This is a genomic window from Erwinia sp. TECH1 (genome assembly GCF_054057575.1).
The window spans coordinates 1,061,396-1,080,361 of the sequence record NZ_JBSRZK010000001.1; the positions used below are offsets into that span (position 1 = coordinate 1,061,396).

20 protein-coding genes are annotated in these 18,966 nt (G+C 56.9%); 10 read left to right on the top strand and 10 right to left on the bottom strand.

Annotated elements, in window-relative coordinates:
• Nucleotide 1: 1 nt before the first annotated feature.
• The 4 genes from ftsQ (at nt 2) to lpxC (ending at nt 4,343) form a co-directional block, all read left to right on the top strand.
• Complete coding sequence (gene ftsQ / locus ACVWZ0_RS04880) at nt 2–841, top strand: cell division protein FtsQ (protein WP_253455276.1); 840 nt, start codon at nt 2–4, stop codon at nt 839–841.
• Nucleotides 838–2,094 carry a cell division protein FtsA gene (gene ftsA, locus ACVWZ0_RS04885; protein WP_125288999.1) on the top strand — a complete coding sequence of 419 codons (1,257 nt, stop codon included), beginning with the start codon at nt 838–840 and terminating at the stop codon, nt 2,092–2,094. Before ftsQ ends, ftsA begins: the two co-directional genes overlap by 4 nt.
• Before the next feature lie 72 nt (nt 2,095–2,166).
• Nucleotides 2,167–3,324: a cell division protein FtsZ gene (gene ftsZ / locus ACVWZ0_RS04890; RefSeq protein WP_125289000.1), complete on the top strand. Its 1,158-nt coding sequence runs from the start codon at nt 2,167–2,169 to the stop codon at nt 3,322–3,324.
• A gap of 101 nt (nt 3,325–3,425) precedes the next feature.
• A complete protein-coding gene (gene lpxC, locus ACVWZ0_RS04895; RefSeq protein ID WP_125289001.1) occupies nt 3,426–4,343 on the top strand; it encodes a UDP-3-O-acyl-N-acetylglucosamine deacetylase in 918 nt (305 codons plus the stop codon).
• A 3-nt stretch (nt 4,344–4,346) separates the two neighbouring features.
• Here lpxC and ACVWZ0_RS04900 read toward each other — a convergent pair whose 3' ends face one another.
• Nucleotides 4,347–4,859, bottom strand: a complete 513-nt coding sequence (locus ACVWZ0_RS04900; protein ID WP_125289002.1) for a DUF721 domain-containing protein — start codon at nt 4,857–4,859, stop codon at nt 4,347–4,349.
• A gap of 21 nt (nt 4,860–4,880) precedes the next feature.
• Here ACVWZ0_RS04900 and secM point away from each other — a divergent pair, with 21 nt between their 5' ends.
• Together secM and secA are read left to right on the top strand one after the other, a co-directional pair.
• A complete protein-coding gene (gene secM, locus ACVWZ0_RS04905) occupies nt 4,881–5,360 on the top strand; it encodes a secA translation cis-regulator SecM (RefSeq protein WP_253455275.1) in 480 nt (159 codons plus the stop codon).
• Nucleotides 5,361–5,430: 70 nt separating this feature from the next.
• Nucleotides 5,431–8,136 carry a preprotein translocase subunit SecA gene (secA, locus tag ACVWZ0_RS04910; RefSeq protein WP_253455274.1) on the top strand — a complete coding sequence of 902 codons (2,706 nt, stop codon included), beginning with the start codon at nt 5,431–5,433 and terminating at the stop codon, nt 8,134–8,136.
• Between the two features lie 49 nt (nt 8,137–8,185).
• Here the strand turns inward: secA and ACVWZ0_RS04915 are convergent, their stop codons facing one another.
• Nucleotides 8,186–8,407 carry a hypothetical protein gene (locus ACVWZ0_RS04915; protein WP_253455273.1) on the bottom strand — a complete coding sequence of 74 codons (222 nt, stop codon included), beginning with the start codon at nt 8,405–8,407 and terminating at the stop codon, nt 8,186–8,188.
• A 108-nt stretch (nt 8,408–8,515) separates the two neighbouring features.
• On the bottom strand, nt 8,516–9,061 hold the full coding sequence (locus ACVWZ0_RS04920; RefSeq protein ID WP_253455272.1) for a prepilin peptidase: 546 nt from the start codon (nt 9,059–9,061) through the stop codon (nt 8,516–8,518).
• A 238-nt stretch (nt 9,062–9,299) separates the two neighbouring features.
• On the opposite strand from ACVWZ0_RS04920, the gene mutT reads away from it, so the two are divergent.
• On the top strand, nt 9,300–9,695 hold the full coding sequence (gene mutT / locus ACVWZ0_RS04925; RefSeq protein ID WP_253455271.1) for an 8-oxo-dGTP diphosphatase MutT: 396 nt from the start codon (nt 9,300–9,302) through the stop codon (nt 9,693–9,695).
• Nucleotides 9,696–10,006: 311 nt separating this feature from the next.
• On the opposite strand, the gene yacG is transcribed toward mutT, so the two are convergent.
• The 3 genes from yacG to coaE are packed head-to-tail and all read right to left on the bottom strand — an operon-like array spanning nt 10,007 to nt 11,580.
• Nucleotides 10,007–10,210: a DNA gyrase inhibitor YacG gene (gene yacG, locus ACVWZ0_RS04930; RefSeq protein WP_253455270.1), complete on the bottom strand. Its 204-nt coding sequence runs from the start codon at nt 10,208–10,210 to the stop codon at nt 10,007–10,009.
• Nucleotides 10,211–10,221: 11 nt separating this feature from the next.
• Nucleotides 10,222–10,965, bottom strand: coding sequence for a cell division protein ZapD (zapD, locus tag ACVWZ0_RS04935; RefSeq protein ID WP_125289008.1), 744 nt, complete (start codon nt 10,963–10,965; stop codon nt 10,222–10,224).
• A 3-nt stretch (nt 10,966–10,968) separates the two neighbouring features.
• Nucleotides 10,969–11,580 carry a dephospho-CoA kinase gene (coaE, locus tag ACVWZ0_RS04940; protein WP_253455269.1) on the bottom strand — a complete coding sequence of 204 codons (612 nt, stop codon included), beginning with the start codon at nt 11,578–11,580 and terminating at the stop codon, nt 10,969–10,971.
• Nucleotides 11,581–11,815: 235 nt separating this feature from the next.
• On the opposite strand from coaE, the gene ACVWZ0_RS04945 reads away from it, so the two are divergent.
• On the top strand, nt 11,816–12,856 hold the full coding sequence (locus tag ACVWZ0_RS04945; RefSeq protein ID WP_253455268.1) for a GMP reductase: 1,041 nt from the start codon (nt 11,816–11,818) through the stop codon (nt 12,854–12,856).
• Nucleotides 12,857–13,097: 241 nt separating this feature from the next.
• Here ACVWZ0_RS04945 and hofC read toward each other — a convergent pair whose 3' ends face one another.
• From hofC to nadC, 4 genes are all read right to left on the bottom strand, one after another.
• Nucleotides 13,098–14,297: a protein transport protein HofC gene (gene hofC / locus ACVWZ0_RS04950; RefSeq protein WP_253461114.1), complete on the bottom strand. Its 1,200-nt coding sequence runs from the start codon at nt 14,295–14,297 to the stop codon at nt 13,098–13,100.
• On the bottom strand, nt 14,290–15,681 hold the full coding sequence (gene gspE, locus ACVWZ0_RS04955) for a type II secretion system protein GspE (RefSeq protein ID WP_253455267.1): 1,392 nt from the start codon (nt 15,679–15,681) through the stop codon (nt 14,290–14,292). The genes hofC and gspE overlap by 8 nt, the downstream gene beginning before the upstream one ends.
• On the bottom strand, nt 15,678–16,127 hold the full coding sequence (ppdD, locus tag ACVWZ0_RS04960) for a prepilin peptidase-dependent pilin (protein ID WP_253455266.1): 450 nt from the start codon (nt 16,125–16,127) through the stop codon (nt 15,678–15,680). Before ppdD ends, gspE begins: the two co-directional genes overlap by 4 nt.
• Nucleotides 16,128–16,333: 206 nt before the next feature.
• Complete coding sequence (gene nadC, locus ACVWZ0_RS04965) at nt 16,334–17,239, bottom strand: carboxylating nicotinate-nucleotide diphosphorylase (RefSeq protein ID WP_253455265.1); 906 nt, start codon at nt 17,237–17,239, stop codon at nt 16,334–16,336.
• A gap of 215 nt (nt 17,240–17,454) precedes the next feature.
• Here nadC and ampD point away from each other — a divergent pair, with 215 nt between their 5' ends.
• Nucleotides 17,455–18,021 (top strand): 1,6-anhydro-N-acetylmuramyl-L-alanine amidase AmpD, encoded by a 567-nt coding sequence (ampD, locus tag ACVWZ0_RS04970; protein WP_253455264.1) that lies wholly within the window; start codon nt 17,455–17,457, stop codon nt 18,019–18,021.
• A gap of 5 nt (nt 18,022–18,026) precedes the next feature.
• On the top strand, nt 18,027–18,881 hold the full coding sequence (gene ampE, locus ACVWZ0_RS04975; RefSeq protein ID WP_253455263.1) for a beta-lactamase regulator AmpE: 855 nt from the start codon (nt 18,027–18,029) through the stop codon (nt 18,879–18,881).
• Nucleotides 18,882–18,966 lie beyond the last annotated feature (85 nt).

The window sequence follows — 18,966 nt, forward strand, 5'->3', positions numbered from 1 at the left end:
TATGTCCCAGGCTGCTCTGAATGTTCGCAATCGCGAGGCGCAGGAAAAAGCGCGCACCGGCCGCAGCAACGGCTCGCGGCTGGCCGGCATTCTTTTCCTGTTGATAGTGCTTGGCGTGATGTCGGCAGGCGGTTACGTAGTGGTACGCTGGATGAACGACGCGTCCCGGCTGCCGCTGTCGAGGCTGGTGGTGACGGGGCAAATGCACTACACCACCAACGACGATATTCGTCAGGCTATCCTGTCGCTGGGCGAGCCTGGCACTTTTATGTCGCAGGACGTGGATGTTATCCAGCAGCAGATCGAACGGCTGCCCTGGATCCAACAGGTCAGCGTGCGTAAGCAGTGGCCGGACGAATTAAAGATTCATCTGGTTGAATATGTGCCCGTTGCCCGCTGGAATGACCTGCATCTGGTTGATGCAACGGGAAAATCGTTCAGCGTGCCGGCTAATCACCTCGGCAAAGAGAAGATGGTGATGCTTTACGGGCCGGAAGGCAGCGAATCCGAAGTGCTGGCAGGCTACCATCAGATGGACGCTATGCTGGCCGCCGGAAAATTTAAGCTGAAGGCGGCGTCAATGACGGCGCGGCGTTCATGGCAGCTGGTGCTGGATGACGATACGCGTCTGGAACTGGGACGCAACGAGGATATGAAGCGGCTGAAACGCTTCATTCAGCTCTGGCCGACGCTCCAGCAGCAGGCGCAAGCGGAAAATAAGCGGATCGGTTATGTGGACCTGCGATACGACTCTGGCGCGGCAGTAGGCTGGGCACCGCCACTTATTCAGACCACTGACGGTAATAAGCAACAGAATCAGGCACAGGTTAAACAACAATGATCAAGGCGACGGACAGAAAACTGGTAGTTGGACTGGAAATCGGCACCGCGAAGGTCGCCGCTTTGGTAGGGGAAGTTTTGCCCGATGGTATGGTCAATATCATCGGGGTGGGTAGCTGTCCTTCTCGCGGCATGGATAAAGGCGGCGTCAACGACCTGGAGTCGGTCGTCAAGTGCGTACAGCGTGCAATTGACCAGGCCGAACTGATGGCGGACTGCCAGATTTCGTCGGTTTATCTGGCGCTGTCCGGAAAACACATCAGCTGTCAGAACGAAATAGGGATGGTTCCTATTTCAGAAGAGGAAGTGACCCAGGAAGATGTGGAAAACGTGGTGCACACCGCGAAATCCGTGCGTGTTCGTGACGAACACCGGATTTTGCACGTTATTCCGCAAGAATATGCGATCGATTATCAGGAAGGGATCAAAAATCCGGTAGGCTTATCGGGCGTGCGTATGCAGGCGAAAGTCCATTTGATCACCTGCCATAACGATATGGCGAAAAACATCGTTAAAGCGGTTGAACGATGCGGCCTGAAAGTTGACCAACTGATTTTCGCCGGTCTGGCCTCCAGTTTCGCCGTGCTGACCGAAGATGAACGCGAGCTGGGCGTTTGCGTTGTGGACGTCGGCGGCGGCACAATGGATATCGCGGTCTATACTGGCGGGGCGCTGCGCCACACCAAGGTTATCCCGTATGCGGGCAACGTGGTCACCAGCGACATCGCCTATGCGTTCGGCACGCCGCCGACCGATGCGGAAGCCATTAAAGTGCGTCACGGCTGCGCGCTCGGCTCCATCGTCGGCAAAGACGAAAACGTCGAGGTGCCGAGCGTGGGCGGTCGGCCGCCGCGCAGCCTGCAGCGCCAGACGCTGGCAGAGGTCATTGAGCCGCGCTATACCGAGCTGCTGAACCTGGTCAACGACGAGATTTTACAGCTGCAGGAGCAGCTGCGTCAGCAGGGCGTCAAGCATCACCTGGCCGCAGGCATCGTCCTGACCGGCGGCGCAGCGCAGATTGAAGGCCTGGCGGCCTGCGCGCAGCGCGTGTTTCATACGCAGGTACGCATCGGCCAGCCGCTGAATATCACCGGCTTAACAGATTATGCGCAGGAGCCTTACTACTCGACGGCTGTCGGGCTGCTGCACTACGGAAAAGAGTCTCATCTTAACGGTGAGGCGGATGTGGAAAAAAGAGCGTCAGTGGGCAACTGGTTCAAGCGAATCAACAGCTGGCTGAAAAAAGAGTTTTAATTTAGAGAAAAGGAGATCATGCTAGGCTTATTTTATGATCTCCAGGCGACAGGCACATAACGGAGAGAAATTATGTTTGAACCTATGGAATTAACCAATGACGCGGTGATTAAAGTCATCGGCGTCGGCGGCGGCGGCGGTAACGCCGTAGAGCATATGGTGCGTGAGCGCATCGAAGGCGTAGAATTCTTTGCCGTTAACACCGACGCTCAGGCGTTGCGCAAAACGGCAGTAGGCCAGACCATCCAAATCGGTAACGGGATTACCAAGGGTCTGGGTGCCGGGGCAAACCCGGAAGTAGGACGCAATTCAGCGGAAGAAGATCGTGAAGCATTACGTCAGGCGCTGGAAGGCGCGGACATGGTGTTTATCGCCGCAGGTATGGGCGGCGGCACCGGTACCGGCGCGGCGCCGGTCGTGGCCGAAGTAGCCAAAGATTTAGGTATCCTGACCGTGGCCGTCGTGACCAAGCCTTTCAATTTTGAAGGCAAGAAGCGTATGGCTTTCGCGGAGCAGGGTATTGCCGAGCTCTCCAAGCATGTCGATTCTCTGATTACTATTCCAAACGACAAGCTGCTGAAAGTGCTGGGTCGCGGTATTTCTCTGCTGGACGCGTTCGGCGCGGCTAACGACGTGCTGAAAGGCGCGGTGCAGGGCATTGCCGAACTGATTACCCGTCCGGGTCTGATGAACGTCGACTTTGCCGACGTGCGCACCGTGATGTCCGAAATGGGCTATGCGATGATGGGCTCCGGCGTGGCGTGCGGCGAAGACCGTGCGGAAGAAGCGGCCGAAATGGCGATCTCCAGCCCGCTGCTGGAAGATATCGACCTTTCCGGCGCGCGCGGCGTACTGGTCAACATCACGGCTGGTTTCGACCTGCGTCTGGATGAATTTGAAACCGTGGGTAACACTATCCGCGCCTTCGCTTCCGACAACGCGACCGTGGTTATCGGGACCTCGCTGGATCCGGAAATGAACGACGAGCTGCGTGTGACCGTGGTCGCAACCGGCATCGGCATGGACAAACGTCCGGAAATCACGCTGGTGACCAACAAGCAGGCACAGACTCAGCCTGTTATGGATCATCGTTATCAGCAGCACGGTATGGCGCCGCTGCCTCAGGAACAAAAGCCTGCGGCGAAGGTGGTCAACGAGCCCGGCACGCAAACTAACAAAGAGCCTGACTATCTGGATATTCCGGCCTTCCTGCGTAAGCAGGCGGACTAAGAATTCCCTGAAGGTTGGGGTTCTCCGCTCTTTGTGTTAAAGTGTTCGCCCGTCAGTGATTTATACTGGCGGTCGGATGAGTAATTTTGCGAGATAATGCGATGATCAAACAACGGACATTAAAACGTATTGTTCAGGCGACTGGCGTCGGTTTGCATACCGGCAAGAAAGTCACTCTGACGCTACGCCCTGCGCCGGCTAACACCGGGGTCATCTATCGTCGCACTGACTTGAATCCACCGGTTGATTTCCCGGCTGATGCCAAATCCGTGCGTGATACCATGCTCTGTACCTGTCTGGTCAACGAGCATGACGTGCGTATTTCCACGGTCGAGCACCTGAATGCGGCCCTTGCCGGCCTCGGCATTGATAATATCGTGGTGGAAGTTAACGCGCCTGAAATCCCTATTATGGATGGCAGCGCGGCGCCCTTTATTTATCTGCTGATGGACGCGGGTATTCAGGAGCTGAACTGCGCGAAAAAATTTGTGCGCATCAAACAGCCTGTCCGGGTTGAAGACGGCGACAAATGGGCCGAACTGGTCCCGCACAACGGCTTTAAGCTCGATTTCACCATCGACTTTAAGCACCCGGCTATCGACGCCAGCTCACAGCGCTACAGCATGGATTTTTCCGCTGAAGCCTTTGCGCGTCAAATCAGCCGTGCCCGTACGTTCGGCTTTATGCGCGACATCGAGGCGTTACAGTCTCGCGGTCTTTGCCTGGGCGGCAGCTTCGACTGCGCCATCGTGGTGGACGACTATCGCGTGCTGAACGAAGACGGCCTGCGTTTTGAGGACGAGTTCGTGCGTCACAAAATGCTGGATGCGATCGGCGACCTGTTTATGTGCGGACACAACATCATTGGCGCGTTTACCGCGTTCAAAGGTGGTCACGCGCTGAACAACAAGCTGCTGCAGGCCGTGCTGGCGAAGCAGGAAGCCTGGGAATGGGCAACGTTTGAAGACGAAGCCGAGCTGCCGGTGACCTTCCGTGCGCCAAACCTGGTGCTGGCTTAAGCACTATTTATGACGACTGGTTGAGCGGGTACTCTCTCCGGCCAGCAAGGCCAGTCGTTCTAATGTTTTCTTTAGTTTTTCCGGGCTACGGCTCGCGACTCCCCGTAAAATTTCCGCACTCTCTTCGCTAAGCTGACGCCCCAGATTATTCTCTTTTGCTGGCCGAACGCTGTTTTCCTGCGCGTTTTCCTGAGCTTTTGCCGCCATCGTTGGATTTATCCTGATGTCGATTGACGTCAATGATGGTAATATTTGCGCTCGTAAAGCTGACAGCAGGCTGGATTGTTCATAGCGTAAGCGCATCATCCAGCTGGCATTAGCGGTTTCAAGCACCAGAACGCCCTGGCGAAAATTCGCCACGCGGCACCAGGGATGCAGCTGAGCCGGGATAATACCCTGCAACGCACGGTTCAGCTTATTCAGCGCAATAGCGCGTTGCTGAATGGATTGCAGCATACTCTGGCCTTCGGCAGCTTCGAAAAAACTTTCAATTGATTGCGGGCGACTATCGCGCATAGCAGGCTCCGGCGGAAAACAGTGGGTATTCTTAATTGTTGGCGACAATTTGGCAGACGTTACTTCTGGCCGCATCTCCTGTTGGGGATGGTCGCGGCGAGCTTTGGTCTGCCTCACGCCTCAGGTGATACCTTACCAGAAACTGCTTCCAGAAGCCTGAATATCAATAATAGCGTGCGCTTCGACAGCCTTGCGTTGTTGAACGCGCGTCGCGCCAGCTTTAATGTGGATTACTGGCATCAACACGCCATCCGCACCGTTATTCGCCATCTCTCTTTTACGCTGACGCCCGCTGCCGTTATTGAGCAGGCCACGCCGCTTGAGGTGCATCGGCTGGCGCTGCTGGACACGCTGAATGCGCTACTCACGCATGAAGCCAGACCGCCCGCGATTGTTCGCCAGACCACGCCGCAGCAAACAACCGACGCGCCTCGCTATCAGACCGGCCTGTGGCTGGCCAGCGTGCAGGGCATTCGCGCCGGGCCTGTCTCTCTCGCATAAATCGACTATAGTTCCCCCATTAAAAGTTTAGTGATGCGCTGTAGAAGCAGTGGCTGAGAGAATATTGTTTATGTTAATCAAATTATTAACCAAGGTTTTTGGTAGCAGTAACGACCGTACGCTGCGCCGTATGCGCAAAGTGGTTGAGCAGATCAACAAGATGGAACCGGACTTTGAGAAGCTGTCCGATGATGAGCTGAAGGCGAAGACCGCCGAGTTCCGCGCGCGTCTGGAAAAAGGCGAAGTGCTGGAAAACCTGATCCCGGAAGCCTTTGCGACCGTACGTGAGGCCAGCAAGCGCGTCTTTAACATGCGTCACTTTGACGTGCAGCTGCTGGGCGGCATGGTACTGAACGATCGCTGCATCGCGGAAATGCGTACCGGTGAAGGTAAAACCCTGACCGCTACGCTGCCTGCTTACCTGAACGCCCTTAGCGGCAAAGGCGTGCACGTCGTCACGGTCAACGACTATCTGGCGCAGCGTGATGCGGAAAACAACCGCGCGCTGTTCGAGTTCCTGGGACTAAGCATCGGCATCAACCTGCCGGGAATGCCTGCTCCGGCCAAACGTGAAGCCTACGCTGCCGATATTACCTACGGCACCAACAACGAATATGGCTTTGACTATCTGCGCGATAACATGGCGTTCAGCCCTGAGGATCGCGTACAGCGCAAGCTCAACTATGCGCTGGTAGATGAGGTCGACTCCATCCTGATCGATGAAGCGCGTACGCCGCTGATTATCTCCGGCCCGGCGGAAGACAGCTCCGAACTCTATATCAAAGTTAACAAAATCATCCCTCACCTGATCCGTCAGGACAAAGAAGACTCCGACACCTTCCAGGGCGAAGGCGACTTCTCCGTGGATGAAAAAGGGCGTCAGGTGCATCTGACCGAGCGCGGCCTGATGAAGGTGGAAGAGCTGCTGGTCAGCGAAGGCATCATGGAAGAGGGCGAGTCGCTTTATTCGCCAGGCAACATCATGATGATGCACCACGTCACGGCGGCGCTGCGCGCCCATGCGCTCTTTACCCGCGACGTGGACTATATCGTGAAAGACGGCGAAGTGATTATCGTCGATGAACATACTGGTCGTACCATGCAGGGCCGTCGCTGGTCGGATGGTCTGCATCAGGCGGTAGAAGCGAAAGAAGGCGTGGAGATCCAGAACGAAAACCAGACGCTGGCTTCTATTACCTTCCAGAACTATTTCCGCCTTTACGACAAGCTGGCCGGTATGACCGGTACGGCAGATACCGAGGCTTTTGAGTTCAGCTCTATCTACAAGCTGGAAACGATTGTCGTGCCGACCAACCGCCCAATGGTGCGTAAAGATCTGCCGGATCTGGTCTATATGACCGAGAAAGAGAAGATCGACGCGATCATTGAAGATATCCGCGAGCGTACCGCTAACGGCCAGCCGGTGCTGGTGGGAACGATCTCTATTGAGAAATCGGAAGTGGTGTCAGCCGAGCTGACTCGCGCCGGGATCAAACACGAGGTGCTGAACGCCAAGTTCCACGCCCGTGAAGCGGATATCGTGGCGCAGGCTGGTCAGCCGGGTGCGGTTACCATCGCAACCAACATGGCGGGTCGCGGTACGGATATCGTGCTGGGCGGCAGCTGGCAGGCGGAAATCGCCGCGCTGACCGATCCAACCCCTGAGCAGATCGAAGCGATCAAGAGCGCCTGGAAAGTGCGTCACGATGCGGTACTGGCTTCCGGCGGTCTGCATATCATCGGCACCGAGCGTCATGAATCACGCCGTATCGATAACCAGCTGCGCGGCCGCTCCGGTCGTCAGGGCGATAACGGCTCCTCACGCTTCTATCTGTCGATGGAAGATGCGCTGATGCGTATTTTCGCCTCCGATCGCGTCTCTAATATGATGCGTAAACTGGGCATGAAGCCGGGCGAAGCGATTGAGCATCCGTGGGTGACCAAAGCTATTGCCAATGCACAGCGCAAAGTGGAAAGCCGTAACTTTGATATTCGTAAGCAGCTGCTGGAATATGATGACGTGGCTAACGATCAGCGTCGCGCTATCTACACCCAGCGTAACGAGCTGTTGGACGTTTCCGACGTATCGGAAACTATCACCAGCATCCGTGAAGACGTGTTTAAAACCACGATCGATACCTACATTCCACCGCAGTCGCTGGAAGAGATGTGGGATGTGCCAGGCCTGCAGGAACGTCTGAAAAACGATTTCGACCTGGAGCTGCCAATTGCAGAGTGGCTGGACAAAGAGCCTGACCTGCATGAAGAGACGCTGCGCGAACGTATTATGACGCAGGCCAAAGAGCAGTATCAGCGTAAAGAAGAAGTGGTCGGCATTGAGATGATGCGTAACTTTGAAAAAGGCGTGATGCTGCAAACGCTGGATTCGCTGTGGAAAGAGCATCTGGCTGCAATGGACTATCTGCGTCAGGGCATCCATCTGCGTGGCTATGCGCAGAAGGATCCTAAGCAGGAGTACAAGCGCGAGTCTTTCGCCATGTTCGCCGCAATGCTGGAGTCGCTGAAGTATGAAGTGATCAGCACGCTGAGCAAGGTGCAGGTCCGGATGCCGGAAGAAGTCGAAGCGATGGAAGAGCAGCGTCGTGAAGAAGCCGAGCGTCTGGCGCAGCAGCAGCAGCTGAGCCATGTGGATACCGAAACGGAAGCGGCAATGGCGCTGGCTGAGCAGACCGGCGAGCGCAAAGTCGGACGTAACGACCCTTGCCCTTGCGGCTCAGGAAAAAAATATAAGCAGTGTCACGGCCGCCTGGCCTGACGGGTATTGCTGACCACGCTTTAAAAAACCGGGGAATTCCCCGGTTTTTTTATGGCGGAGAGACAGGACAAACCAGTACGCTCTTGCACAGCCACAGCCACAGCCACAGCCACAGCCACAGCCACAGCCACAGCCACAGCCACAGCCACAGCCACAGCCACAGCCACAGCCACAGCCACAGCCACAGCCACAGCCACAGCCACAGCCACAGCCACAGCCACAGCCACAGCCACAGCCACAGCCACAGCCACAGCCACAGCCACAGCCACATAATTTTTACTAAAGCCAGCTCGCCTTGCGTCAGTTATAGTCTTTGCCAAAGCGAGGCCGTGTTATGCCAGTTATAGTCTTTGCCACGTCAGGGCCGGCCTCCTGGCCGTTATCCATAGAGCCAGAGAAATATCGTCCAGCCTGCAAAGGCCAGCGCAGGCCCAAAAGGGAAAGGCGCATTAAGCGGATGCCTGAACATCAGCCACGCGGCAAACAGTGCGGCTGAGGTGATAAGCGTCGCCAGCAGCACGATCCAGGGCAGCCGCTCCAGGCCCGTCCAGGCGCCCAGCGCCGCCAGTAATTTGGCATCGCCCAGCCCCAGCCCCTCTTTGTTTCTCAGCAGCCAATAGCCGCGCGAGAGCAGCCAAAGCGTGCTGTAACCCGCCGCTGCGCCATAAACGGCCTGCTCCGGCGTCAGGCCCGGCAGCAATCCGATCGTGCTGGCAAGCAGTCCAAGCCAGAGCAGCGGCAGCGTCAGCATATCCGGCAGCAGAAACAGGCGATAATCCACGACTGCCAGTGCTAATAACGTCCAGCTTAGCAGCAGCGCCGGCAGCCACAGCCTCAGAGGCAGCTGCGCTATAACGATTGTTGTCACTGCCAGTAGCGCTGGCAGCATGAGCATGTTTACCTGAAGGCTAAAGATGCGGCGCATATTTCTCTCCTCTTATCCGTGAGTCGGCAGACGTCGCCGTGCCTGTCTGCTTTGCTTAAGACGGGCTTCCCTGGAACGAAATTCTACGCTTTGTTTTTACTGCCGTACCGGCCTTCGGCCATTTTCATGCTGTTACATAGCTGATTTTCGTAACGGATCGCAGTTTACAATCGGGCTTGCGATTGTGCCGCAACGCTGGAATAGTGGCGGCGTACTTCAGGCAATCCAGAGAACAGTTATGAAGCATTTGCAGGTGGCAGTAGGCATCATTCGTGACGGGCAGAAAAGAATATTTCTAACCCAGCGCTCCGCTAAATCCCATATGGCTAACCGATGGGAATTTCCCGGCGGGAAAATCGAAGCAGGCGAAACGCCGGAACAGGCGCTGAAGCGCGAGCTACAGGAAGAAACGGGCATCACTCCGCTGAGCGCATCGGCCTGCGGTATGGCCAGCCATACGGACAGCGAGCTACAGGTCACGCTGCATTTCTTTCTGGTAGAGGCCTGGCAGGGCGAACCGTGGGGACGTGAAGGGCAGCCGCAACGTTGGGTCGCGCAGCAGGCGCTGGTGGCGCAAGAATTTCCTCCCGCCAATGCAGAACTGATCGCTCGCCTGCAGGCCGGACTGATTTAGACGCGATCGTTGCCCGTAGGCTTGGGTGGATTCAGGCGATATCGCTCGCAGGCCGTGCTAATTCAGACGATATCGTTGCCTGCAAACCGGGCTAATTTGAGCGATATTTCTCGTGTGCAGGCCGTGCTGATTCAGGCAATATCGTTGCCTGCAGACACAGGCTAATTTGAGCGATATTTCTCATCTGCAGGCCGGGGCTGATACAGGCGATATTGTTCGTCTTCAGAGCGGGTCAACGTAGACGATATTGCCTCGCTGCTGGCTGAAAAGGGCCATATTCAGCCAGCGGTCATCTTCCTGGTAGTAGGCTTTCAGTAGCGATCTTTCGGTTCTTCGCTCCATTCATCGCTGTCGGAAAGATCGCCCTCGCTGGGAATACGTTTCTCTTCGTTAGCCCATTCGCCCAAATCGATCAGCTGGCAGCGCTTGCTGCAGAAGGGCCGCCAGGGGCTCAGCTCATCCCAGATAACCTCTTTATCACAGGTTGGACAGTTTACGGTGATGACTTCATTCATTGATCATTACCTCAGCAGCAGGCAAGTTGAAAATCGAGGCGCGCCGGCACCTCGCCGTGCTCGCTGTCGAGCGGCAGAAAGCGGATAGCATAGCGGCTTTTATGGCCGGAAACCTGCGGATAAAGCGAGTCCTCCAGCATCAGCTGCAGGCGCAGCAGATCGGCGCCTTCCGCATTGTCCTGATAAAATCCGTTCAGGCTGGTCTGATGGCGAAAAGCGCCCGACTGGCGAATTAAGTCCAAAATCAGCGTCAGCGCGTCGCGGATAGGCGCCAGCGAGTTCATCCACAGCGCAACCTGACTGTCCCGTTTCTCCTGTTCTATATGCAGCCAGATATGCAGCGTAGGCAGGTCGAAACTGCAGCAGCCGCCGGGAATACTTAAGCGCTGACGCACCAGTCCGATCAACCGATCTTCACGCATCATCTGTCCCATACGCGGAGCGGCCATCAGCGCAGTCGAACGCGTTTTCAGACTGTCGTGCAGCTTATGCACCAGATCCATATCCACGCCCGGCACTTCCGCCCAGGAGCGCAGCTTCTGCTGCTGCTTATCCAGCTCTTTGACAATTTCGGTACGCAGTTCGCCGCGTTCAAATACATCCAGCAGCTCGGCCGCATTGCGGAAAAAAGTTAGCGCGCTGACTGAATCGACGATGGTGCGGCTGCTGTCCAGCTGATTCATCAAAAATTCAATGCGCAGCCAGGTCCGCATTTTTTCATTTAATGGGTACTCAAATAAAACCGTTGTGCTCATGCTTTAATCCTGATCTGTTGCTCCGGCAAGCTGGCGATAGCGCTGATCCAGCCGGGCAACTTTGGCGGCCACATCATCAGGTGTGCCGCCGTTATCGATAATGTCGTCGGCTACGGCAAGTCGCGCTTCACGCGTGGCCTGCGCAGCCAAAATATGTTCAGCCTGTTCACGGCTGATGTGGTCTCTGCTCATGGTACGCGCCAGCTGCGTTTCGCGATCGACATCCACAACCAGCACCCGATCGGCCAGCTGTTGCAGATTGTTTTCAACCAGCAAAGGAACGACCCACAGGCACCAGACGGAGCGGGTTAACGCCAGCTGGCGACGGGTCTCACTATGGATCAGCGGATGCAGAAGGGCGTTCAACCAGGCTTTTTCCTGCGCGGAACTGAAAATCCGATGACGCAGCGAGGCGCGATCTAACGAGCCGTCCGGGCGAATGACCGCCGCACCGAACCGCTCTTGTATCGCTTTCAGCGCGGGTTGACCGGGCTCCACGACCTGACGGGCAATAATATCGGCGTCAACGATATCCACGCCTCTGGCCGCGAAGGCGTTAGCGATAGTGGTTTTCCCGCTGCCGATACCGCCGGTCAGCGCAACAGTATAGCTCATAGTCCCGATTCTCACGGCTCCGATGTGGCCGCATCCGCTCAGGCCAGCATTGACGCGGCCGCTAAAAGTGGGGTGCAGATCACATAAGAGAATCACAGATAAATTTATGGGATTGTAGCCTAAATAAACCTGTTTTCGCAGTCTTGTCCGTGCGTTTTTAGCGCGTATGATAAGGCTACTGGAGCTGGCAGCAGCACCCAATCATCAGATTGCGCCATCAACCAGGAAGTGATTTATGCGTATTGAAGAAGATATTAAGCTAGGTTTTAAAGATGTCCTGATCCGCCCCAAGCGTTCCACGTTGAAGAGTCGTTCACAGGTTGACCTGAACCGTCAGTTCACCTTCAAACACTCCGGCGTCGCCTGGTCAGGCGTGCCGATCATTGCCGCCAATATGGATACCGTCGGCACCTTCAGCATGGCGGAAGCGCTGGCCTCATTCCAGGTCCTTACCGCCGTTCACAAGCATTATAGCGTGGCACAATGGCAGGCCTTTATCGATCGCGTACCTGAAAGCGTACTGCAATACGTGATGGTTTCTACCGGCACTTCCGATGCCGATTTCGTTAAAATGCAGCAGATCCTCGCGCTGTCGCCCGCGTTAAATTTCATTTGTATTGACGTTGCTAACGGCTACTCCGAACACTTTGTCGAGTTTTTACAGCGCGCTCGCGAGGCCTGCCCGGATAAAACTATCTGTGCGGGTAACGTAGTGACGGGCGAAATGGTGGAGGAGCTTATCCTTTCCGGTGCCGATATCGTGAAGGTGGGCATCGGCCCCGGATCCGTCTGTACTACAAGGGTGAAAACTGGCGTAGGCTATCCGCAGCTTTCCGCCGTAATTGAATGTGCGGATGCGGCGCATGGGCTGGGCGGTCAAATTGTCAGCGACGGCGGCTGTTCGGTACCGGGCGACGTGGCGAAAGCCTTCGGCGGCGGCGCCGATTTTGTGATGCTCGGCGGGATGCTGGCCGCGCATGATGAATGCGAAGGCACGCTGGTGGAAGAGGACGGCGAGCAGTTTATGCTGTTTTACGGCATGAGTTCTGAATCTGCGATGAACCGGCACGTTGGCGGCGTGGCGGGCTATCGGGCGGCAGAAGGCAAAACCGTTAAGCTTCCCGTTCGCGGCCCGGTAGACAACACGGCGCGAGACATTCTTGGCGGCCTGCGCTCTGCCTGTACCTACGTTGGCGCTGAGCGGCTGAAAGAGCTGACCAAGCGCACGACCTTTATCCGCGTGGCGGAGCAGGAAAACCGGGTGTTCAACCGTTAAAGTCGGCAACTGGCCTGCCGCTTGCGCTGAGCGGCAGGTTTTTACGCTGTCGCTTTCACACCCTGCCTGGTAGAACGGCATCACTTTGCCTGCCTTAAAGCGTCGCCTGTCCCAAAATGTTACCTGCTTCAAAACATTGCCTGCCTTAAAGCGTTGTCTGTCTCAAGGCGTCTCCTGTCTCAAAGCGTTGTCTGTCTTAATACGTCCTCTGTGTGAATACATCGCCTGGTCAAAACCGTCACTATCCCAAAGCATCGCCCAGGTTAAAGATGGGCAAGTACATCGCGACTACCAGCGTGCCGACCAGCACGCCGGTAACGATCATCATTAACGGTTCCAGCGCGGCGGCCAGATTATCCGCCAGCTCATGCGTGCTGGCCTCATGCCATTCCCCCAGCCGCAGCAGCAGGCTGTCCAGCGCGCCAGCCTCTTCGCCCACTTTTATCAGCTGGTAGCACAGCGGCGTGAAAAGCTCGTGCTGTGCCAGCGCCCGATACAGCGGGTTACCGGCGGCGATATGCTGCTGCAGGGCGACTATCGCCTCCCGCCACAGCAGATGATCGAGCGTTTTCTCTACCGCCTGCAGCCCCTGCAACAGCGTCAGACCAGCCTGCTGCGTCAGCGTCAGGGTCAGAAAGATACGGCTGAGCTGGCCGCCGCGATAAAGCCTGCCGATAAGCGGCAGCTGTAACAGACATCGCTGCTCGTTACGCTGCCAGACGGGCAGGCGGCGGCTTTGCCAGCGCCAGTAAGCGAGGCCGCCGAAGGCCAGCGGCAAAATAAGCATGCCATAACGCTGTAGCCCCTCTGAAAGGGCGATTATGGCTGCGGTAAAGGCCGGTAGCGGCGCGTTAAAGGAATGATAGATAGCTACAAACTCCGGCAAAACGAACACCAGCATTCCGATGCTGACCAGCAGCGCGACGGCGACCACAAACAGCGGGTAGCGCAGCGCTTTCATTACTTTCTTTTGCAGCTGTTGTTCTCTTTCCTGCTGACCGGCCAGCCGCAGACAGCATTCGTCCATTCTGCCGGTCAGTTCGCCAACCGCGATCAGGGCAGGGTAGAGCGGTGGGAAAACTACAGGCCAGTCGGCCAGCGCCTGTGAAAAGGGTATGCCTTCCGACACGCTTTGCTCTATCTGCGTGAGTAAAACCTGCCAGCCGGGATCGGCATGGCCTTCAGCCGTCAGCCGCAGGCTGGCAGAAAGCGTCATGCCTGCCTGCAAAAGCGTAGCCAGCTCGCGGAAAAAGGTAATCTTGTGCTGCCATTTCCAGTCGCCGGCGTGATAGCGGCGTCCTTTGCTAACCTTTAGCGGCAGCAGGTCGAGCGCCATGAGCCGTTCTGTTGCTTCCTGGCGGCCACGGCAAAAACAGGCTCCCTGATGAAAAGCGCCTTCTTTGTCCATGGCCTGCCATTCCACTAACAGCGGATCAGTCATCGTCATTACCGACAATTCGATTCAGCTCTGCCAGCGTGGTTTCGCCTTTATTCACGCTATGTAGTCCTTCTACAAACAGCGAGTTTATATTTTGCTGCCGGGTAATTTTCAGCAGCGCCTCCTGAGCGCTGTCGGTCGCGATAGCATTTTGCAGCCGCACATTAACGGGAAGCAGCTCGAACAGCGCCAGCCTGCCATAAAAGCCGGAATAGCAGCGTTCGCAGCCGACGGCGCGCCAGTTTTGCACCGTACCCGGCCAGAGATCCTGAGGGAAATGGGCCAGCGCTTCGGCGGGTTCGCGACAGTGCGGGCAGAGACGGCGTACCAGACGCTGGGCGATAACCAGCTTTAGCGCGGAGGCAAGCTGGTAGCCGGGAATGCCGATTTGCCTTAGCCGGGTCAGCGTTTCCGCCGTGGAGTTGGTATGCAAAGTCGACAGAACCAGATGGCCGGTCTGCGCCGCCTTGATGGCGATTTCCGCCGTTTCCGCATCGCGGATTTCGCCAATCATAATTACGTCGGGATCCTGACGCAGAAGAGCGCGTAGCACGCGGTTGAAATCAAGTCCGGTTTTAGGATGTACCTGGGTTTGATTAACGCCCGGCAGCGGGATTTCCACGGGATCTTCCACGCTGCACAGGTTGCGGCCCGGCGTGTTAAGCGAGCTCAGCCCGCTGTAAAGGGTAAAGGTTTTCCCGCTGCCGGTAGGGCCGGTAACCAGAATCAGCCCCTGCGGCCTCGCCAGCGCCTCGCGAAAGCAGCGCAGCGCCGCTGGCGACATGCCGAGATTCTCCAGCGACACGGACTGGGTGTCAGTTTGCAGCAGTCGGATAACCGCTTTTTCACCGCAGCGCGTGGGCAGCGTCGAGAGGCGAAAGGAAGCGGGTTTTCCCAACAGTGCCAGCGTGAACTGGCCATCCTGCGGGATCCGGCGTTCGGCGATATCCAGGTTAGCGACTATTTTCAGCCTTGCCAGCAGCGCCGCGGCGTTGTCGGCTGGCGAAGTCGGCACGTTTTGCAGCACGCCATCCACCCGAAAACGGATGCGTAACGCGTCGGCCTGAGGTTCGATGTGGATATCGGACGCGCGCTGCTGTATCGCCAGCGCCAACAGATTGTCGATACGCTGGATGGTGGTTTCGCTATGTGCCGCCGCAGGTTCCGATGCGGCCGGACGATCCTGTCGATACTGTTCCAGTCGCGCCGGTGGCCAGTACTCAATCTCAATCGCGCCCTGAGCGGTAAAACGCAGCGCCGCCATCATATCGGCCGAGGGCGGCGTCGCCATCGCGATGTGCAGCCGCTGCGGCGTAAGCGAAAGCACCACGGCGTGATGACGTTGACAAAGGGCCTCGACGGCCTGCAGAGAGGAAGACGCTGTCATTCCGCCACCTCGCTGTCATCGTCAAAGCGGAAGATATTTTCACAGGCTTCTTTCAGTCCCGTTTGCTGGGTAGCGCAGGTGCGCTGCCAGCCGATTTGGCCTTCGGCACCGTCCCACTGCGGTTTCATCGTTACCGTCAGGCCGTTCAGGCTTTCCTGGCCCGTCAGCGTCAGCGCGCCGCCCTGCACGGCCACAGTGGCAACATAGCGCGACCCTTTCCCGGACGGCACGCCGTTGCTGCCTGCGCTACAGCTTTCCGCGCCGCCGTGCTCGATGGCGCACAGTTCCACGGCGGTTTTAAAAGGCATCGCCGTTTGCAGCATATCGGTCAGCGCGGCTTTTTGCAGATAGTTCTGGTAAGCCGGCAGGCCGATAGCGCTGAGAATGGCGATGATAGCGATAACTATCATTAGTTCGACCAGGGTAAATCCCTGCTGATTTTTCATGATGTTGACTTCCATGTGTTTAAGGAGTCAGCAACGTACCGCTGAAAAAAAGCACAAACCAGCGGCAAAAAAACGTTTCCGAAGAAGGGCAGCAGGAATTCTTTCGCTATTACATCAGCAGACAAAAAGGCGGGAAGACGGCTCGCAAAATTCAGTGATGGGAGCGAAAACGCCATCCGGAGACGGCGTTAAAATGACAGGTAAAATTAATGGGCGGCAGCGGGGCGAAAGCGCATGGAGAGATCCAACGCCCGCACGTGCTTGGTTAGCGCGCCGACCGAGATGTAATCCACGCCCGTTTCGGCGAAAGTCCGTAACGTCTCGTCGGTGACGTTGCCGGAAACCTCCAGCAGCGCGCGGCCGTTGGTCAGGCGCACCGCTTCCCGCATCTGCTCAACGCTGAAGTTATCCAGCATGATGATATCCGCCCCGGCCTCGATCGCCTGACTAAGCTCGTCCAGCGATTCAACCTCAACTTCCACCGGCACGTCCGGATGCAGCCAAAACGCCTTTTCCACGGCCTGGCGTACTGAACCGGTGGCGATAATATGGTTTTCCTTGATCAGGAAAGCGTCGGAAAGGCCCAGTCGGTGGTTAGCGCCGCCGCCGCACAGCACGGCATACTTCAGCGCGGTGCGCAGTCCCGGCAGCGTTTTTCTCGTATCCAGCAGCTGCGTTTTGGTGCCTTCAAGCATAGCCACATAGCGGCTGACCTCGGTCGCCACGCCGGATAACGTCTGGACAAAATTCAGCGCGGTGCGTTCCGCTGTCAGTATCAGCGAGGAAGGGCCGGTTACTTCAAACAGCGGCTGGTTGGCGACGATCGCGTCACCATCCTCCACGTGCCAAATCATCTGCGTCTTATTACCAAGCTGGATAAAAACTTCTTCGACCCAGCGTTTCCCGCAGAAAATACCCGGTTCACGGGTAATCACTACGGCATGAGAGCGGGCATCTTCTGGTAACAGGCTGGCGGTAATATCCCGGCTGGCGTCGATCTCGCCGCCCAGGTCTTCTCGCATCGCCAGGGCGACGGCAGGAGGAATATCATCCTTAATACGTTCCAACAGCGCGGCACGGCGGCTGTCCGCATCGTAGCGACGGGTTGTCATGGTCAAACTCCAAAAGGGCGGATTGAAGAGAGAACCATGCTAGCTTTTTTACCTGCGGCTGGCGAGTCGGTTACTGCGCCAGGGCAGCCGATTTTTTGCCGCCTGACAGGGCAAAAAGCGACGAAACTTCCCCGAGCTGTTTCTGCGGCGGCGGGGCTTCCCGCGTCAGGGATTCATGTTACTCTGATGTTATCTATAGAAAAGGAGAGCAGGCCATGCAGTTGCAGTCAGGCTGGCTGACCGGCGTGAAGCGGGTGCCGTCGCCGCATTTTAATCAGCGCCCGCAAAACGAAACGCCCACGCTTCTGGTTATTCATAATATCAGCCTGCCGCCGGGCGAGTTCGGCGGCCCGTGGATCGATGCGCTATTTACCGGCCAGCTGGATGCCGGGGCCCATCCTTACTTTGCGGATATCGCGCATCTGCGGGTTTCCGCGCATTGCCTGATCCGTCGCGATGGTGAAATCATCCAGTACGTGCCTTTTGATTTACGCGCCTGGCATGCGGGCGTTTCCTGCTATCAGGGACGGGAGGCCTGCAATGATTTTTCTGTTGGCATTGAGCTGGAAGGCACCGATGTGCTGCCCTATACCGATGCGCAATACCAGGCTTTGCAGGCGGTGACCCGTTTACTGGCAAAGCACTATCCGCAAATAGTCGAAAATATTACCGGGCATAGTGATATCGCGCCGGAAAGAAAAACCGATCCCGGACCGGCGTTTGACTGGGAAAGATTTCGGAGCGGGCTGGAGCACGATCCCTCCGCTGTACAGCAGGAGTAACAGGCATGACGCTTTTTAGTTTGTTATTGGTTCTGGGTTGGGAACGCTTGTTTAAAATGGGCGAGCACTGGCAGTTGGATCACCATCTGGCCCGGTTGTTCCGTCGTCAGCGGCGCTTTTCGCTGCTGCGCACGCTGGCGATGACGCTGGCGGCGATGGCGGTGGTCGCACTCTGTTTACTGGCGCTGAAGGGCCTTTTTTTCGGCGTTTTACAGCTGCTGTTCTGGATTGCCGTTGGGCTGTTGTGCATCGGTGCGGGGTCGGTAAGGCTGCATTATCATGCCTATCTGAAAGCGGCCAGCCATAACGATACGGACGCGCACAGCGCCATGGCAGAAGAGCTGACGCTAATCCACGGCCTGCCGATGGAGTGTAACGAGCGCGAATATCTCTGCGAACTGCAAAATGCGCTGCTGTGGATTAACTACCGCTTTTATCTGGCACCGCTGTTCTGGTTTGTCGTGGGCGGCCCATGGGGACCGGTTCTGCTGGTGGGATATGCTTTTCTGCGCGCGTGGCAGAGCTGGCTGGCGCGTCGTTATACGCCACTGGAACGGTCGCAATCCGGCGTGGATGCTATTCTGCACTGCGTTGACTGGATCCCGGTAAGACTGGCGGGAGTTGCCTATGCCTTATTGGGACATGGCGAACGCGCGCTGCCGGCCTGGTTTGCCTCATTGGGCGACCGGCATACCTCGCAATATCAGGTGCTGACCCGACTGGCGCAGTTTTCGCTGGCGCGCGATCTGCATACGGACAAGGTGCAAACGCCGCGAATTGCCGTTGCGCTGGCCAAGAAAGTGTCGCTGGTGATCGTGGTAGTGGTGGCGCTGCTGACTATTTACGGCGCGCTGGTATAGCAGGAGTAATCCGGCCCGCAGGCCGGATTATTGGCTGTCAGGTTATTGCTCAGGCAGCCGCGCTGTCGTTGGTGCCAAACCCTCC

What these genes read in the sequence shown, in the direction of transcription:
- ppdD (WP_253455266.1), bottom strand. Translation starts at nt 16,127, where the DNA reads ATGAAAAATCAGCAGGGATTTACCCTGGTCGAACTAATGATAGTTATC.
- gspE (WP_253455267.1), bottom strand. Translation starts at nt 15,681, where the DNA reads ATGACAGCGTCTTCCTCTCTGCAGGCCGTCGAGGCCCTTTGTCAACGT.
- zapD (WP_125289008.1), bottom strand. Translation starts at nt 10,965, where the DNA reads ATGAGCACAACGGTTTTATTTGAGTACCCATTAAATGAAAAAATGCGG.
- hofC (WP_253461114.1), bottom strand. Translation starts at nt 14,297, where the DNA reads ATGACTGATCCGCTGTTAGTGGAATGGCAGGCCATGGACAAAGAAGGC.
- ftsA (WP_125288999.1), top strand. Translation starts at nt 838, where the DNA reads ATGATCAAGGCGACGGACAGAAAACTGGTAGTTGGACTGGAAATCGGC.
- ampE (WP_253455263.1), top strand. Translation starts at nt 18,027, where the DNA reads ATGACGCTTTTTAGTTTGTTATTGGTTCTGGGTTGGGAACGCTTGTTT.
- ACVWZ0_RS04915 (WP_253455273.1), bottom strand. Translation starts at nt 8,407, where the DNA reads ATGTGGCTGTGGCTGTGGCTGTGGCTGTGGCTGTGGCTGTGGCTGTGG.
- yacG (WP_253455270.1), bottom strand. Translation starts at nt 10,210, where the DNA reads ATGAATGAAGTCATCACCGTAAACTGTCCAACCTGTGATAAAGAGGTT.
- ftsZ (WP_125289000.1), top strand. Translation starts at nt 2,167, where the DNA reads ATGTTTGAACCTATGGAATTAACCAATGACGCGGTGATTAAAGTCATC.
- ampD (WP_253455264.1), top strand. Translation starts at nt 17,455, where the DNA reads ATGCAGTTGCAGTCAGGCTGGCTGACCGGCGTGAAGCGGGTGCCGTCG.
- secA (WP_253455274.1), top strand. Translation starts at nt 5,431, where the DNA reads ATGTTAATCAAATTATTAACCAAGGTTTTTGGTAGCAGTAACGACCGT.
- mutT (WP_253455271.1), top strand. Translation starts at nt 9,300, where the DNA reads ATGAAGCATTTGCAGGTGGCAGTAGGCATCATTCGTGACGGGCAGAAA.
- ACVWZ0_RS04945 (WP_253455268.1), top strand. Translation starts at nt 11,816, where the DNA reads ATGCGTATTGAAGAAGATATTAAGCTAGGTTTTAAAGATGTCCTGATC.
- nadC (WP_253455265.1), bottom strand. Translation starts at nt 17,239, where the DNA reads ATGACAACCCGTCGCTACGATGCGGACAGCCGCCGTGCCGCGCTGTTG.
- ftsQ (WP_253455276.1), top strand. Translation starts at nt 2, where the DNA reads ATGTCCCAGGCTGCTCTGAATGTTCGCAATCGCGAGGCGCAGGAAAAA.
- ACVWZ0_RS04900 (WP_125289002.1), bottom strand. Translation starts at nt 4,859, where the DNA reads ATGCGCGATAGTCGCCCGCAATCAATTGAAAGTTTTTTCGAAGCTGCC.
- coaE (WP_253455269.1), bottom strand. Translation starts at nt 11,580, where the DNA reads ATGAGCTATACTGTTGCGCTGACCGGCGGTATCGGCAGCGGGAAAACC.
- lpxC (WP_125289001.1), top strand. Translation starts at nt 3,426, where the DNA reads ATGATCAAACAACGGACATTAAAACGTATTGTTCAGGCGACTGGCGTC.
- ACVWZ0_RS04920 (WP_253455272.1), bottom strand. Translation starts at nt 9,061, where the DNA reads ATGCGCCGCATCTTTAGCCTTCAGGTAAACATGCTCATGCTGCCAGCG.